The organism is Streptomyces sp. NPDC046862, from assembly GCF_040704615.1.
Classification (GTDB): domain Bacteria; phylum Actinomycetota; class Actinomycetes; order Streptomycetales; family Streptomycetaceae; genus Streptomyces.
In genome coordinates, this window is record NZ_JBEYXP010000019.1 from 109,352 (window position 1) to 124,442 (window position 15,091).

At 72.2% G+C, this 15,091-nt stretch carries 10 protein-coding genes; 4 read left to right on the forward strand and 6 right to left on the reverse strand.

The annotated features are described in order from the left end of the window. Positions 1–22: 22 nt before the first annotated feature. Genes AB0959_RS22290 through AB0959_RS22305 form a run of 4 tightly spaced genes read right to left on the reverse strand, consistent with a single transcriptional unit; the run spans position 23 to position 5,059 of the window. Entirely contained in the window at positions 23–1,207 is a 1,185-nt protein-coding gene (locus AB0959_RS22290; protein WP_366828183.1) for a VWA domain-containing protein, read from the reverse strand. Positions 1,208–1,251: 44 nt separating this feature from the next. Continuing rightward, positions 1,252–3,681, reverse strand: coding sequence for a DUF5682 family protein (locus tag AB0959_RS22295; RefSeq protein ID WP_366828184.1), 2,430 nt, complete (start codon positions 3,679–3,681; stop codon positions 1,252–1,254). Continuing rightward, positions 3,678–3,839, reverse strand: coding sequence for a hypothetical protein (locus tag AB0959_RS22300; protein WP_366828185.1), 162 nt, complete (start codon positions 3,837–3,839; stop codon positions 3,678–3,680). Before AB0959_RS22300 ends, AB0959_RS22295 begins: the two co-directional genes overlap by 4 nt. Further along, positions 3,836–5,059 (reverse strand): AAA family ATPase, encoded by a 1,224-nt coding sequence (locus tag AB0959_RS22305; protein WP_366828187.1) that lies wholly within the window; start codon positions 5,057–5,059, stop codon positions 3,836–3,838. Before AB0959_RS22305 ends, AB0959_RS22300 begins: the two co-directional genes overlap by 4 nt. 144 nt (positions 5,060–5,203) lie before the next feature. Here AB0959_RS22305 and AB0959_RS22310 point away from each other — a divergent pair, with 144 nt between their 5' ends. Continuing rightward, entirely contained in the window at positions 5,204–6,562 is a 1,359-nt protein-coding gene (locus AB0959_RS22310; protein WP_366828188.1) for an SWIM zinc finger family protein, read from the forward strand. A 178-nt stretch (positions 6,563–6,740) separates the two neighbouring features. Further along, entirely contained in the window at positions 6,741–8,372 is a 1,632-nt protein-coding gene (locus AB0959_RS22315) for a DUF5691 domain-containing protein (protein WP_366828189.1), read from the forward strand. 125 nt (positions 8,373–8,497) lie between these two features. Here AB0959_RS22315 and AB0959_RS22320 read toward each other — a convergent pair whose 3' ends face one another. After that, positions 8,498–8,914, reverse strand: coding sequence for a cobalamin B12-binding domain-containing protein (locus AB0959_RS22320; RefSeq protein WP_366828190.1), 417 nt, complete (start codon positions 8,912–8,914; stop codon positions 8,498–8,500). Positions 8,915–9,605: 691 nt separating this feature from the next. On the opposite strand from AB0959_RS22320, the gene AB0959_RS22325 reads away from it, so the two are divergent. Both AB0959_RS22325 and AB0959_RS22330 read left to right on the forward strand, forming a co-directional pair. Beyond that, the gene (locus tag AB0959_RS22325; protein WP_366828191.1) at positions 9,606–10,472 is read left to right on the forward strand and encodes an alpha/beta fold hydrolase; all 867 of its coding nucleotides are present in this window, start codon (positions 9,606–9,608) and stop codon (positions 10,470–10,472) included. Positions 10,473–10,755: 283 nt separating this feature from the next. Then, positions 10,756–12,441 carry a M23 family metallopeptidase gene (locus AB0959_RS22330; RefSeq protein WP_366828192.1) on the forward strand — a complete coding sequence of 562 codons (1,686 nt, stop codon included), beginning with the start codon at positions 10,756–10,758 and terminating at the stop codon, positions 12,439–12,441. A 126-nt stretch (positions 12,442–12,567) separates the two neighbouring features. Here AB0959_RS22330 and pcrA read toward each other — a convergent pair whose 3' ends face one another. Continuing rightward, a complete protein-coding gene (gene pcrA / locus AB0959_RS22335) occupies positions 12,568–15,051 on the reverse strand; it encodes a DNA helicase PcrA (protein ID WP_366828193.1) in 2,484 nt (827 codons plus the stop codon). Positions 15,052–15,091 lie beyond the last annotated feature (40 nt).

Here is a 15,091-nt window from a genome sequence, read left to right on the forward strand (position 1 = left end):
CATTACGCCTTCTCCCACCTCCTCACGCGCTGTCCGGTATCGGCAGCGGCCGCTTCTCGATGGCCGCCGCCATGACCTCGGGGAAGAGGTCGGGCGTGCACGCGAACGCCGGTGCCCCGAGGGCCGCGAGGGCTGCCGCGTGCTCCCGGTCGTAGGCGGGCGCCCCTTCGTCGGAGAGCGCGAGCAGCGTCACGAACTGCACGCCCGACGCCTTCATCGCCGCCACCCGCTTGAGCATCTCGTTGCGTATCCCGCCCTCGTACAGGTCACTGATCAGCACGACCACGGTCTCGGCCGGCCGGGTGATCTGCGACTGGCAGTACGCCAGCGCCCTGTTGATGTCCGTGCCGCCGCCGAGCTGTGTGCCGAACAGGACGTCGACCGGGTCGTCCAGCTGGTCCGTGAGGTCGACGACGGCCGTGTCGAAGACGACGAGGCGGGTGTTGATGGACCGCATGGACGCAAGGACGGCCCCGAACACCGAGGCGTAGACGACGGATGCGGCCATCGAGCCCGACTGGTCGATGCAGAGGACGACCTCCTTCTTCACCGACTGCGACGCCCGTCCGTACCCGATGAGCCGCTCGGGCACCACCGTGCGGTACTCCGGCAGGTAGTTCTTCAGGTTGGCCGCGATCGTGCGGTTCCAGTCGATGTCGTGGTGGCGTGGGCGGCTGACGCGGGCGCTGCGGTCGAGGGCGCCCGTGAGGGTGGCCCGCGTGCGGGTGGCGAGCCGCTTCTCCAGGTCCTCGACGACCTTGCGCACCACGGCCCGCGCGGTCTCCTTCGTCGTCTCGGGCATCGCCTTGTTGAGGGAGAGCAACGTGCCGACGAGATGCACGTCGGCCTCCACCGCTTCCAGCATCTCCGGCTCCAGCAGCAGCGTGGACAGCCCCAGCCGGTCGATGGCGTCCCGCTGCATGACCTGCACGACGGACGAGGGGAAGTACGTCCGGATGTCCCCCAGCCAGCGCGCCACCGACGGCGCCGACGCCCCCAGCCCGGCGGAACGGTCGCGTCCCGACGGCGGCTTGTCCCCTTTCCCGTAAAGCGCGGTGAGCGCCCCGTCCATGGCCGCGTCCCGCCCGGAGAGCGGGCACCCGGTTCCGTCGGCCGCGTCACCGCCGAGCACCAGCCGCCATCGCCGCAGCCGCTCGTCACCGACGGCCTGCTGATCCGCCACCACGGCCCGGCTCGCCGTACGCACGCCCGTATTCGTATCCGTATCCGTATCCGTGTCTGTGCCCGTACTCATCGGCCCACCCCCGCAAGGTCGTTGACGCCCGTCGTTCTGCCGGCTTCCTCGCTCGTGTCCACCTCGACCTCGGCCTCGACCGCGTCCTTGTCCTCGTCCTCGTCCAAGCCCAGGAGCAGACGCAGTACCGGCAACACGGCGTCCGCCCGCCCGGTGTCGAGCTCGGGCGCGAACCCGGGTATCCCGGAACCGGCGGTCCCCGCGCCCGTCCGGGCTCCCGGTCCGCGCCGCACCAGCTCGCCGAGGGTCCTGCGCACTCCTGGCTCGTACGCCGAGAACGTCCGCCGCAGCAGGGGCAGTACGTCGGTGAACGCCTCCTGCGGCACCCCGGTCAGCCATGCGTCCACCAGCCCCAGCAGCCGCTCGTCGTGCACCAGCAGCATGCCGCCGCCGGCCCCGCCCCCGACGAACCCCTCGATCCACGCGGCCGCGTGGGCCGGCTCCGTCCCCGGTGACAGCACCAGCGACATCAGCCGGGCGGCGTCGTCCTGCGCCAACTCCCCGTCCTCCAGGAGGAGCCGCACGGCCCGTCCCCGGATGACGCCGGGGACGGTGTCGCGTCCGGAGAGGACGTGCAGCACGGAGTGCCAGCGGGCCCGCAGGTCGCCGTGCGTATCCGAGGCGGCCTCGCCCAGCAGCCCGACCGCGCCGTGCACCGCGTCCACATGACGGCGCATCTCCTCCGCCGCCTCGGCGTCGAGCGCGGCGCACGCGGGCGGGAGGCCGACGAAGACACGCTCGGCGAGACCGGCCGCGACCTCGGCGAGGGCGTGCGTGTCCGTGGCGCGGACATCGCCGTAGCGCAGGGAACGAACCAGCGCGGGAAGCGCCTGGGCGAGGTGGCCGACATCCGCGTCGAGCGCGGCGCGGTCGGCGAGGACGCGCATCACCACGGGCAGGGCGTCCGGGAGTTCGGCGAGGAGGCAGCGCTCGGCGAGCCCGGTGACGTCGGCGAGCGACCGCGCGGCCACGGCGTCCGCCTCGGCCTTGGCGGTCGCTGCCGAGAGCACCGTCGTGCCCCACACGCCGGCCTCGGCGACCCGCACCGACAGCTCCGGCTCCCAGCGCAGCCGCCAGGTCTCCCGGAACGTACCCGTGCCGCCGCGCGAGGCCGCGGGCTCGCCCCACTCGACGCGGAGCAGCCGCAGCCGGTGGAGGAGGAGGCTGCGCCCGGCGTCGTTCTCCTTGCGCAGGTCGAGTTCCAGCTCCCGCTCCAGCGGCTCCGGCTTCAGCCTCAGCTTCCGCTGGATCCGCGCGAGATCCCGCTGCAACGGCACCGCCGGCGCCTCGGCGGGCACCTCCCCCAGTACGTCCCCGACGACGAGCCGGTCGCGCACGAGGTCGAGCGGCACGTCCGAGCCCTCGCACATCACGGCCCGTACGGCGTCGGTGGTCTCGGTGAGGCCCGGCAGCGGGCGCCCGCGCATCGCCGCCAGCGTCTCGGCGAGCCGCACCGCCTCGATGACGTGGGCCGAGGAGACGATCCGGTCCTCCTCTCGCAGCAGCCGGGCCACCTTGGTCATCCACCGCTCGACGGGACGGTCGGGCGCGCCGAACAGATGCCCGTACCAGCCCGGCGAGTCGATGCCCGCGCCGTATCCGCTGACCCGGGACAGCCGCCGGTGCGTCCACGGCACCCAGGTCATGTCGGCCCTGACCTTGGGCAGCCCCTTCAGCAGCGCCCGGTCGGCGGCGACGGTGTGCTTCTCCCCCAGCGCGGGCACATGCCACGCACCGCACACCACGGCGACCCCCTCCCCGAACTCCTTCTGCGCCGCCCGTATCTGGAGCCGCATGTACGCCTCGCGCACCAGGTCGCGGTCATGGCCACCGGTCCCGTACGCCTCCCGCAGCGCCCCCATGGCCTCCCCTAGCGCCGCGAACGGCGCGAACACGTCCCCGCCCGTGCCCCTGTGCTCGACGACGTCCTCCCACCACCGCTCGGGGTCGTCGTATCCGGCGGCTTCGGCGAGCGCGGCGAGGGGGTCGACGCGGACGGCTTCCTCAGGCTCGTCCGCCCCGGTGCGCCCCTCGGGTCCGGTCGTCGTCTCCTCCTCCTTGCGCCACACCAGCGTGTGGGTCGCCGGGAGGTCGATGAAGCGGGCCGGGACCTGGTGCTCCAACGCCCAGCGGATGGCCGCCCACTCCGGCGAGAACTCCGCCAGCGGCCAGAAGGCCGAGCGGCCGGGCTCGTCCACCGCGTGGGCGAGGAGGGCGACCGGCGGCCGCATGTCCTCGTCGGCGGCGAGCGGGATCAGGGCGTCCGCCTCGGGCGGCCCCTCGATGAGGACGGCCTGTGGGCGCGCCGCCTCCAGCGCGGCCCGTACCGCCCGCGCCGACCCCGGACCGTGGTGCCGTACACCGAGCAGCAGCGGCCCGTCAGCGTATGGCCGCTCTCGCGGCGCCACCTCCTCGACACCGGTCACCTGATCCTCCGGAATCCCCAGCCCGAGTCGTCGGAAGTGAGTCCCCAGCCGCTGTCCTCCGGATCGAACCCCCAGCCGGAGTCGTCCGGGCCGGCCCCGTCGCCGCCCGAACCGGGGCCGGGCCGCGCGCTCTTTCCCTGGTACTGCTGTGCCCTCACGCGCTCACCTCCCGGCAGGCCCGGTAGAAGTCCGACCAGCCGTCGCGCTCGCGCACGACCGCCTCCAGGTACTCCTGCCAGATGACGCGGTCGGCCGCCGGGTCGCGGACGACGGCGCCGAGGATGCCCGCGGCGACGTCCGAGGCGCGCAGGACACCGTCGCCGAAGTGGGCCGCCAGGGCGAGCCCGTTGGTGACGACCGAGATGGCCTCGGCCGTCGACAGCGTGCCGCTGGGCGACTTCAGCTTCGTACGGCCGTCGGCCGTCATGCCGTCGCGCAGTTCGCGGAAGACCGTGACGACCCGCCGGATCTCGTCGATGCCGTCCGGTGCGGCCGGCAGGTCGAGGGAGCGGCCGATCTGGTCGACGCGTCGCGAGACGATGTCGACCTCGGCGTCGGCGCTCTCCGGCAGCGGCAGCACGACCGTGTTGAAACGGCGGCGCAGGGCGCTCGACAGGTCGTTGACCCCGCGGTCGCGGTCGTTGGCCGTGGCGATCAGGTTGAAGCCGCGGACGGCCTGCACCTCCTGCCCCAACTCCGGTATGGGCAACGTCTTCTCGGACAGGATGGTGATCAGCGTGTCCTGGACGTCGGCGGGGATACGGGTCAGTTCCTCGACGCGGGCGGTCATGCCCTCGGCCATGGCCCGCATGACCGGGCTCGGCACGAGCGCGTCGCGGCTGGGGCCGTGGGCGAGCAGCCGCGCGTAGTTCCAGCCGTAGCGGATCGCCTCCTCCGGTGTGCCCGCGGTGCCCTGCACCAGCAGTGTGGAGTCGCCGCTGACGGCCGCGGCGAGGTGCTCGGACACCCAGGTCTTCGCCGTGCCGGGCACGCCGAGGAGGAGCAGGGCGCGGTCGGTGGCGAGTGTGGTGACGGCGACCTCGACGATGCGGCGCGGGCCCACGTACTTCGGCGTGATCACCGTGCCGTCGGGCAGCGCGCCGCCGAGCAGGTAGGTCGCCACGGCCCACGGCGACAGCTTCCAGCGGGTGGGGCGCGGCCGGTCGTCCTGCTCGGCCAGCGCGGCGAGTTCCGCGGCGAAGGCGTCCTCGGCATGCGGGCGCAGCGCCTCGGCCCCGGTCTGTTCCCCGGTCTGTTCCGCGGGCGTGTACCCGCTCGTGCTGTCGCTCGCGTCCGTGCGCGCGTCCGTGTGCGCGTTCGCGGGCGCGGACTGGTTCCGGCTCTCGTCGACGGACGTCGGGTCTACGGAAACAGGCATGACTGAGTCCCCCTCCAGCTCGGCCGTCTCCGGCCGTTTCGGATCTGGTGTCCACCGTGCACCACGCCACTGACAATGCGTTCTGACCTGCACTGATGCCCTCGCTGAGGTCGATTGTCAGTGGTGGGTCCTACCTTCGATGACATGACTCAGCAGGGGGTGCGCTGGACGGCTGAGCAGGTGCTGGCATTGGCGCCTGACGCCGCGTCGCGCAAAGCGGGAAGCAAACTCGGCGCGGCCGGGCCGTGGTCGGAAGCGGGCAGTTCTGACGAGGGGACGGTGTGGGGACTGTGCAAGGGCAGTGGCAGCAAGCCGTATCGGACGGTCATCGACGTCGCGGACTCCAGTGGGCCCGCGTACAAGTGCAGTTGTCCCAGCCGCAAGTTCCCGTGCAAGCACGCGCTGGGGCTGCTGTTGCTCTGGGCGGGCGAGGACGGCTCGGTCGCGGCGCGTGCGCAGACGCCGGACTGGGCGGAGCAGTGGATCGCCGGGCGCCGGCGGCGCACGGAGGAGAAGAGGACGACGACGGGCGCGGCATCTGGGGGCGCGCAGGGCGATCCGGAGGCGGCGCGCCGCAGGGCCGAGCGTCGCGCCGAGCGGATCACCGCGGGGGCGACGGAGCTGGAGCAGCGGTTGTCGGACCTGTTGCGGGGCGGTCTGGCGGCGGCCGAGCAGGCGGGGTACGGACTGTGGGAGGAGACCGCGGCCCGCATGGTCGACGCGCAGGCGCCCGGACTGGCGGCGCGGGTGCGTGAGTTGGGAGCGATACCGGGTTCGGGGCCCGGCTGGCCGGTGCGGTTGCTGGAGGAGTGCTCGCTGCTCCATCTCCTCGACCAGGGGTGGCTGCGGCGTGAGGACCTGCCGGAGGGCCTCGCGGCGACGGTCCGTTCCCGGGTCGGTCTGTCCGGCTCGGCGGACGGCTCCCCGGTGCGCGACCGCTGGCTGGTCCTCGCCCAGTACGACACGGCGGACACCCGCCTGACCACGCGCCGGATCTGGCTGTACGGCGCCGAGTCCGGCCGTGTGGTGCTGCTCCTCTCCTTCGGGGCGGCCGGCCGCGCACCGGAGGTGACGCTGCCGATGGGGCTCGCCTTCGAGGCGGAGGTGTTGCCGTACCCGGGTGCGGGGCAGGTGCGGGCCGCTCTGGGCGAGCGGTTCACGGCGCCCGGGTCCGCGGCGATACGGCCGCCGGGGGTGACCCCGGCTCAGGCCGTGGCCCGTTACGGCGAGGCGCTGCGCGACGACCCGTGGCTGGACTCGGTCCCGGTCACCCTGTCCAGGGTCGTCCCGGCCTCCGACGGCGACTCCTGGCAACTGTGCGACGCGGACGGCGACACGGCGCTCCCCTTGTCTCCCTCCGCCCGCGCCCGCCCCGGCCTGTGGCGACTCGTCGCTCTGTCGGGCGGCGCTCCCGTCACGGTCTTCGGCGAGTGCGGCCACCAGGGCTTCACACCGCTGACGGCCTGGCCCGAGGGGGCGGGAGCGGCGGTGGGCCTGTGCTGAGGGGGGCAAGTGGCCGCCTGAGGTGAGGCGGCGCGAGAGGTGACGCGGCGCGTGACGAGCCGGGTGCGGCCCGTGCCCGGCTCGTCCGCTCCGCGCCCGCACGACCAGCCGGCCGGCCGCACAGCACGACACCTACGGCCGGCCGCACCAGTGAGGACAACGAACGGAGGGGACCCTCATGAACAGCACCCCGGCTCCTGCCGAGAGCTCGGAGAACTCGTGGGAAGAGCTCGTCACCGTCGCCCTGCTCGGGACCGACCGGCGTGGGGCACCCGGGCCCGCGTCCGGGCGGGAGGCGCCGGTGGCGTTGCTGGACGCGGCGGCGGTGGAGACCGTGCGCCGCAGGGCGGGGGTGCGGCCCGCGCGGGCGGCGGTGCGCCCGGAGCCCGCCGCGCCGGATCCGCGGCCGCCGCTGCCGCCGCCCGCGGCGCGCAGGCTCGCGCTGTTGCTGGCCGACCGGCCCGGCGTGGGAGGCGGGGGGCGTAGGGGCACGGCGCCCGACCTCATGGAGTTGCTGCCGCAGTGGCTGGCGCTGGCGAACGCACGCGGGTTCGCGGCACCGCCCGAGGCGCTGCCCGCTCTCCTGGACACGGCACGGGGCCGTACCGACCTGCGCCCGGCGGCTTTGGCCTTCGCGGGCCCGCGCGCTCTGTGGCTGGCCCGGCTGAACCCGGACTGGCGCTTCGCCCTGCGGGCCACACCGGGAGGCGGCGCCGATCTGCCGGGGCCGGGCGAGACCGACCGGATCGGGCGTCTGTGGCGGGAGGGCCTGTTCGCGGAGCGGGTGGCTCTTCTGACGGGGATACGGGCTCAGGAGCCCGCGGCCGCACGCGAGTTGCTGGAGACGACATGGGCGACCGAGCGGGCGGAGGACCGGCTCATGTTCCTCGACTCACTGCGGACGGGGCTGGGCGCGGACGACGAGCCGTTCCTGGAACGGGCGTTGACGGATCGGAGCCGGAACGTGCGGGCGACGGCGGCGGAGTTGCTGTCCGCGCTGCCGGGTTCGGCGCTCGCCGCGCGGATGGCGGACCGGGCGGAGGCGTGCGTGGCCGTCGACCGCACGCGGGACGTGCCCACGATCGTGGTGGAGGCGCCGCACGAGTGCGACGCGGGCATGGAGCGCGACGGAGTGGTGGCCAAGGCTCCGGCAGGACGGGGTGAACGGTCTTGGTGGCTGGGCCAGTTGGTGGAAGCGGCGCCGCTGGCGGTGTGGTCGGCGCGGCTCGGGGGGCGTACGCCGGAGGAGATCGTGGCCCTGCCCGTGGCGGACGACTGGCAGGGGGAGCTGCACGCCGCGTGGTGCCGGGCGGCGGTGCGGCAGCGGGACGCCGGATGGTCCAGGGCGCTCCTGGGCCCGCCGTCCGCTCCCGAGGCCGCGGGGCCCGGGGCGGTGTCGCTGGCCGAGCGGGCCAAGCTCCTGGCGACGTTGGGTGCCGGCGCACGAGCCGAGTGGGTGGCGGGGTTCATAGCGACGCACGGGCTGTCGGAGGCGTTCCAGCTGCTCGGTGTCTGTGCGGTGCCGTGGTCGCCCGCCCTGGGCGGCGCGGTGGTGGACGCGCTGAACATCGCGCGGGACGCGGGCAGCTACCCGTGGAGCTTCAGCGGCGTGATGGGGCTCGCCGAGCGCTGCCTGTCTCCTTCGGAGGCGGCACGTCTGGACGCCCTGACGGCCACCCCCGAGGAGCAGGAGAACGCGTCCCCGGGTGCCGGCGGGTACTGGTCCGAGGCCTTCCAACGCCTCGTCACGACGTTGCGGCTGCGCGCGGCGATGGAGGAGGAGCTGAGAGGCGAGGAGCTGCGGAGCTGAGCCCACGTGACCCGCAGCCCTCAGTTGCCACGGCGGGGCGAGCGCACCGCGACGGCGGGCGTCACGCTCCGCGGCGAACCGCTCACCGAGAGGCCGAGGGGCCGAGGGGCCGAGGGGCCGAAGGACTACGCCTCCGCCGGCTGCCGCACGTTCGCGCGGACCCAGTCCACGATCGACGCGGTGGTGGCGCCAGGGGTGAAGATCTCGGCGACGCCCTTCTCCTTCAACGGCGGGATGTCGGCCTCGGGGATGATGCCGCCGCCGAAGACCTTGATGTCCTCCGCGTCCCGCTCCTTGAGGAGTTCGATGACGGCCGCGAAGAGCGTGTTGTGGGCACCGGAGAGGATGGACAGGCCGATCGCGTCGGCGTCCTCCTGGATCGCGGTGTCGACGATCTGCTCCGGCGTCTGGTGGAGGCCGGTGTAGATGACCTCCATGCCGGCGTCGCGCAGCGCCCGCGCGATCACCTTGGCCCCGCGATCGTGGCCGTCGAGCCCCGGCTTGGCCACCACCACGCGGATCGGACCGGCTGCCACACCCATCACTGCCTCCATCAAACGACTGCACCGAACCCGTACCGAACGTCACGACACGTACGGCACACGAACCACCACAGTACGTACAGCCACACACCGTACGGACTGTGTACACGGCACGCACACCGCACATATCGGTTCTACCGCCGCCCACGACGCCGAATGCGTCCGCGGGCCCAGGCGCCCCGTACCGCACCGACCGGGGAAGTGAACGAACGTTATCGCCAGCATCCCGCAACCGGCAGTTTCGCGGTGGAGACCGAGGGGGAAATCACATACATACGTTCGCCGCGCACGGTTCCGAGTCACCGCGGCACACGCGTCACGGAAGGCGGGCGGCATCGGGCCGCACGTACCGGGACGCGGGCGTCACGGTCGGGGCGTGCGCAAGGAGAGCCGCCACGAGGTGGCCGCACCACCGCTCCACCGGCGGGAGACGGCGGCGGAGGTGAGGCGCTTCGGCGATGGCACGAGTAAGGAAGCGGGGAATCACGGTCGTACGGAGTCCGGGACAGCCTGTGCCGTGAGGACGGCGGGATGTCGCGTCGCCTGCACGACACGCAGCCCCGTCGCGCCACCGACGCCCCACGCGTCGCACACGCCGCACTCGCACCAGTCGCCCACCTCCGCGGGGGCTCGCCACGAGGGCACAGCGGGGGACAGGGACGTCCTCCCACGTGCCGACGGGAGGTCGGCCATGAAGGTCACCCGGGCTTCACTGCCCTTTCTACCGCTCTGCCAGCGTCTCTGGCCCGTCAGGCTGGCAGGGCTGTCGGTGACCCTCCTGAAGGCGACCGCCCTGGAGTTCGCGATCCTCGCCGGGCATCTGCTGCTCTACCCGTCCGGGATCATCCAGGAGCGCCGCGCCCTCCCCATCCCTTCGGCCCCTGACGACGCCACCGCCTCCCTGCCGGCCGAGGCGAAGCCCCCGGTGGTCCTGCTGCACGGATTCATCGACAACCGGTCCGTGTTCGTCCTGTTGCGCCGTTCGCTCGCCCAGCACGGCCGACGGCAGATCGAGTCGCTCAACTACTCGCCCCTCACCTGTGACATCCGCACCGCGGCCGAGCTGCTCGGCCGGCACATAGAGGAGATCTGCGAGCGCACGGGCCGTGAGCGGGTGGACATCGTCGGGCACAGCCTCGGCGGGCTCATCGCGCGGTACTACGTACAGCGGCTCGGTGGCGACCTCCGCGTGCGCACACTCGTCACGCTCGGCACTCCGCACGGAGGCACGCGTGTGGCCCCGCTGGCCGACGCGCACCCCATCGTGCGCCAGATGCGCCCCGGCTCGTCGGTACTCGAGGAGTTGCGCGAGCCGGCGCCCGACTGCCGTACGCGGTTCGTGGCCTTCTGGAGCGATCTCGACCACCTGATGGACCCGCTGGAGACCGCCTGCGTCGAGCATCCGGACCTGGCCGTGCGAAATGTACGGGTGAGCGGCATCGGGCACCTCGCCCTGCCCGTTCACCCCACCGTCGCCGCGGAGATACGGCAGGCACTCGACCTCGACGAGACGACTCCCGCGGCGGGAACCCCCGCAGGGGGCCTGACCGTGGCCTAATCGCTCAAAAGCGGCGGAAAAACCGGCAGAATCGGTCGAGTCGAGCCGCGACTCGGGGATCGAACCATCACCGGTACCGCCACGCGACAGCCCACCCGACCGCACTCTTTCGAACGCGCGTCGAACACAAGGCCAAGGCTGGGTCCATAGTCCGCCGAAAGACGCTCGAATGCCCGTTTCCTGCGAGCGTGAAACCCGTTGAAGATTGTCGCGCCCGCATACCGCCGGGTACAGTCGCCGCACTGCTCTGCCAGCCCCTGTTGTCGAGGCGAAAGAGAAGTTGGTGAACGACCGTCACCCGTCGGGGACTGCCACTCCCCCGGCCCCGGCTTCCGATGCCGACTCGGCGCACTACGCGTCGTACGGCCACCAGGAAGCCTCGTACGGCGACTTCACCACGTACGACGGTTACGGCGCCACCGGATTCGACACCGGTCACCACACCACCGTCACCACCGACACGGGCTTCGCGACCGCGGCCTTCGAGACCTCGACCTTCGAGACCGATCCCCTCTTCGGTGACATGCCGGGCGACGGCGCGACCGGCTCGTACGACTCCTCGCAGTGGTCCACGGGCAGCCAGCAGACGCTGAACTACGACCCGTACGCGGCCCAGCACCAGACCGCCTACGACACCGGCAGCTACGACTCCGGCGACTGGGCGACCGGTTACCACGGCCTCGGCGAGATCCCCACCCAGTCGCAGAGCCCCGAGGCGACCGGCCAGTGGGACGCGAACGGATGGCTGCAGGCCGATCAGCTCGGTCAGGCAAGCCAGTTGGGGCAGTCCGACCAGACCCAGCAGTGGACGGGCGCGCAGCTCTTCGACACCGGCGTCTACGACGCCACGCAGTGGAACAGCGACGGCGCCTCCGGCGATCACGACGCGAACGCCTATGAGCCGTACGAGGCCTACGAGCCATACGAGGGCTACGAGCAGCAGACGTCGGCCGACGGGTACGAGCACCCCTCCCCGGACGCCTTCGACCAGCAGGCGACCTCGGCCTTCGAGCAGATCAACCCCTACGACGACGGGCAACCCGTCGCCACGGAGGATGAGTTCGAGGGAGCCGGCACCGACGGACACGGAGCGGACCGTTCCGCGCTGCTGGACGACGAGGAGGAGACCGCGTCCGCGACTCCGCTCGCCTCGGCGGCGTCCGGCGCGTCCGGTGCCCCCAGCGGCTCCGGCCGGGCGGCGGCCCGCGCCGCCCAGCGTTCGCGTCGTCGCGCTCCGGCGAAGCGTTCCGGCCCGGCGAAGCGTTCCGCCGTACTGACGATCGCCGTTCCGTCGGCCTGTGTCATGGGGGTCGCGGGAATCGCCGCCGCCTCCGTGGGCGGTGGGGACGACGACGTCAACAGGACGACCGCCGCCGCGTCGGACGCGGTCCCGGTCAAGCCGTCCACCGCCAACAACAAGCTCGACACCCAGCTCGAAGGCCTTTCGGCCGGGGCGGACGACTTCGCCGACCGCGCGAGCCGGACCCAGGAGCGCATCGACCTCAAGGCACAGCAGGAGGCCGAGAAGAAGCAGGCGGCGGCGGAGGCGGCGCGCAAGGAGCGCCTGCGGCCGAAGTTCGCGCTCCCGGTCGCCCAGCGGGGGCTCAGCGCGTACTTCGGGCAGTCCGGCATCAACTGGATGTCCGTGCACACCGGCATAGACTTCCCGGTGTCGTACGGCACGCCGGTGATGTCGGCGACCGACGGAACCGTACGGACACAGTGGAACAGCGCCTACGGCAACATGGTCATCGTGACCGCCAAGGACGGTACGGAGACGTGGTACTGCCACCTCTCCACGTACAAGGTGCCTTCGGGGACGACGGTGAAGGCCGGCGACATGATCGCGTACTCCGGCAATTCCGGTAACTCGACCGGCCCGCACCTGCACTTCGAGGTACATCCCGGAGGCGGCGACGCGATAGACCCGCTGCCGTGGCTGCGGAGCCACGGGCTCGACCCGACGTAATCCCCCTCCCGACGGCACCGCGTCCAGGCGTCACGTCACTCATCCCACAGCACGGACAAGACCGGGCCCCTGCGGGAAGCAGGGGCCCGACTCGTGTCCGTGACCGTGCACCTCGCCCTACTCGCCCTACAACTTCTCCACCGGCGCGTACCGCAGGAGCAGCCGCTTCGGCTTGGTGTCGCCGAAGTCGATCGTCGCCTCGGCGTTGGCCCCCGTACCCTTCACGCCGACGACCGTGCCCAGGCCGAACTGGTCGTGGGTGACGCGGTCGCCGACGGCCAGGGAGACGACCGGCTTCTCGGTGGCGCGTCGCGTCGCGAAGCCGGAGGCACCCGCGGCGGACGAACGGGAGCGGGAGGACGACAGGGAGGCGGCGATGCCCGAGGCCGGTCCGGAGGACACCGGGGCCGCGGGGGCGCCGGTGCGCTTCCAGTCCAGGTGCGCCGTCGGGATCTCCTCCAGGAAGCGAGACGGAGGGTTGTACGACGGCTGGCCCCAGGCGCTGCGCAGGGTCGAGCGGGTCAGGTAGAGCCGTTCCCTCGCGCGTGTGATGCCCACGTACGCCAGGCGCCGCTCCTCCTCCAGTTCCTTGGTCTGGCCGAGGGCGCGCATGTGCGGGAAGACACCGTCCTCCATGCCGGTGAGGAAGACGACCGGGAACTCCAGACCCTTGGCGGTGTGGAGGGTCATCAGGGTGATGACGCCGTCGCCGTCCTCCTCGTCCGGGATCTGGTCGGAGTCGGCGACCAGGGCGACCTGCTCCAGGAAGTCGGCGAGTGTGCCCGCCTCGCCCTCGGCGCGCTCCTGCTCGAACTCCAGGGCCACGGCGGCGAGTTCCTGGAGGTTCTCGATGCGGGTCTCGTCCTGGGGGTCGGTCGAGGCCTGCAACTCCGCCAGGTAGCCGGTGCGTTCGAGGATCGCCTCCAGGACCATGGCCGGGCCGGCGCCCGAGTCGACGATCGTGCGCAGGTCCTCCATGAGCGTGTTGAACCGTTTGACGGCGTTCGTGGAGCGGGCCGCCATGCCGTACGCCTCGTCCACGCGGCGCAGGGCCTGCGAGAAGCTGATCTTCTCGCGCTGGGCGAGGGCGTCGATCATCGCCTCGGCGCGCTCGCCGATGCCGCGCTTGGGGACGTTGAGGATGCGGCGCATCGGGACCGAGTCCTCCGGGTTCGCCAGGACCCTGAGGTAGGCCAGGACGTCCCGGACCTCCTTGCGCTCGTAGAAGCGGACGCCGCCGACGACCTTGTAGGGCAGGCCGACGCGGATGAAGATCTCTTCGAAGACACGGGACTGGGCGTTCGTCCGGTAGAAGACGGCGACGTCGCCGGCCTTCGCGTCGCCCGCGTCCGTCAGACGGTCTATCTCGTCGGCGACGAACTGTGCCTCGTCATGCTCGGTGTCCGCCACGTAGCCGGTGATGCGGGCGCCCTCTCCGGCGTTGGTCCAGAGGTTCTTGGGGCGGCGGGACTCGTTGCGCTCGATGACCGCGTTGGCCGCGCTCAGGATCGTCTGCGTGGAGCGGTAGTTCTGCTCGAGCAGGATCGTCGTCGCGTCCGGGTAGTCCTCCTCGAACTGGAGGATGTTGCGGATGGTGGCGCCGCGGAAGGCGTAGATCGACTGGTCGGCGTCACCCACGACGCACAGCTCGGCGGGCTGGAGGTCGTCCGCGCCGGGCGGCACGTCCACGGGGTGCTCGGAGGTGCCGACGAGTTCCCGTACGAGGGCGTACTGGGCGTGGTTGGTGTCCTGGTACTCGTCGACGAGCACGTGGCGGAAGCGGCGGCGGTAGTGCTCGGCGACGTCGGGGAAGGCGCGGAGCAGGTTGACCGTCGTCATGATCAGGTCGTCGAAGTCGAGGGCGTTGGCCTCGCGCAGCCGCGACTGGTAGAGCGCGTACGCCTGGGCGAGGGTCTTCTCGAAGCCGTCGGTGGCCTGGGCGGCGAAGTCCTCCTCGTCGATCAGCTCGTTCTTGAGGTTGCTGATCTTGGCGCTGAAGGACTTCGGCGGGAAGCGCTTGGGGTCGAGGTCCAGGTCGCGGCAGACCAGCGCCATGAGCCGCTTGCTGTCGGCGGCGTCGTAGATCGAGAAGGACGACGTGAAGCCGAGCCTCTTGCTCTCCCGCCGCAGGATCCGCACGCAGGCGCTGTGGAACGTCATCACCCACATCGCGTTCGCCCGCGGGCCGACGAGCTGCTCGACGCGCTCCTTCATCTCGCCCGCGGCCTTGTTGGTGAAGGTGATAGCGAGGATCTGGCCCGGGTGGACGTGCCGCTCGCCGAGGAGGTGGGCGATGCGGTGCGTGAGCACGCGGGTCTTGCCGGAGCCGGCACCGGCCACGATGAGCAGGGGCGAGCCGGAGTGGACGACTGCCGCACGCTGGTTCTCGTTCAGCCCCTCCAGGAGCGTGGCCGGGTCCACCGCGGGGCGCGGGGCGCCGTCGCGGTAGTACGCGTCCCTGTCCGGTGGCACGTCGAACCGGCCGCCGAACAGGTCGTCCGGAACGGGCTCCGGCACGTGCTCGTCCTCGGGCGGCGGCGGGGGCTCTTCCTCGTGGGCCCGCGGGGCCTTGAGGTCCGCCAGGAAGCTGTCGTCAAAGAGGCTGCTCATCGCTCTCCGAGTCTAGGCCGCCCCACCGACAGCGAGGGGC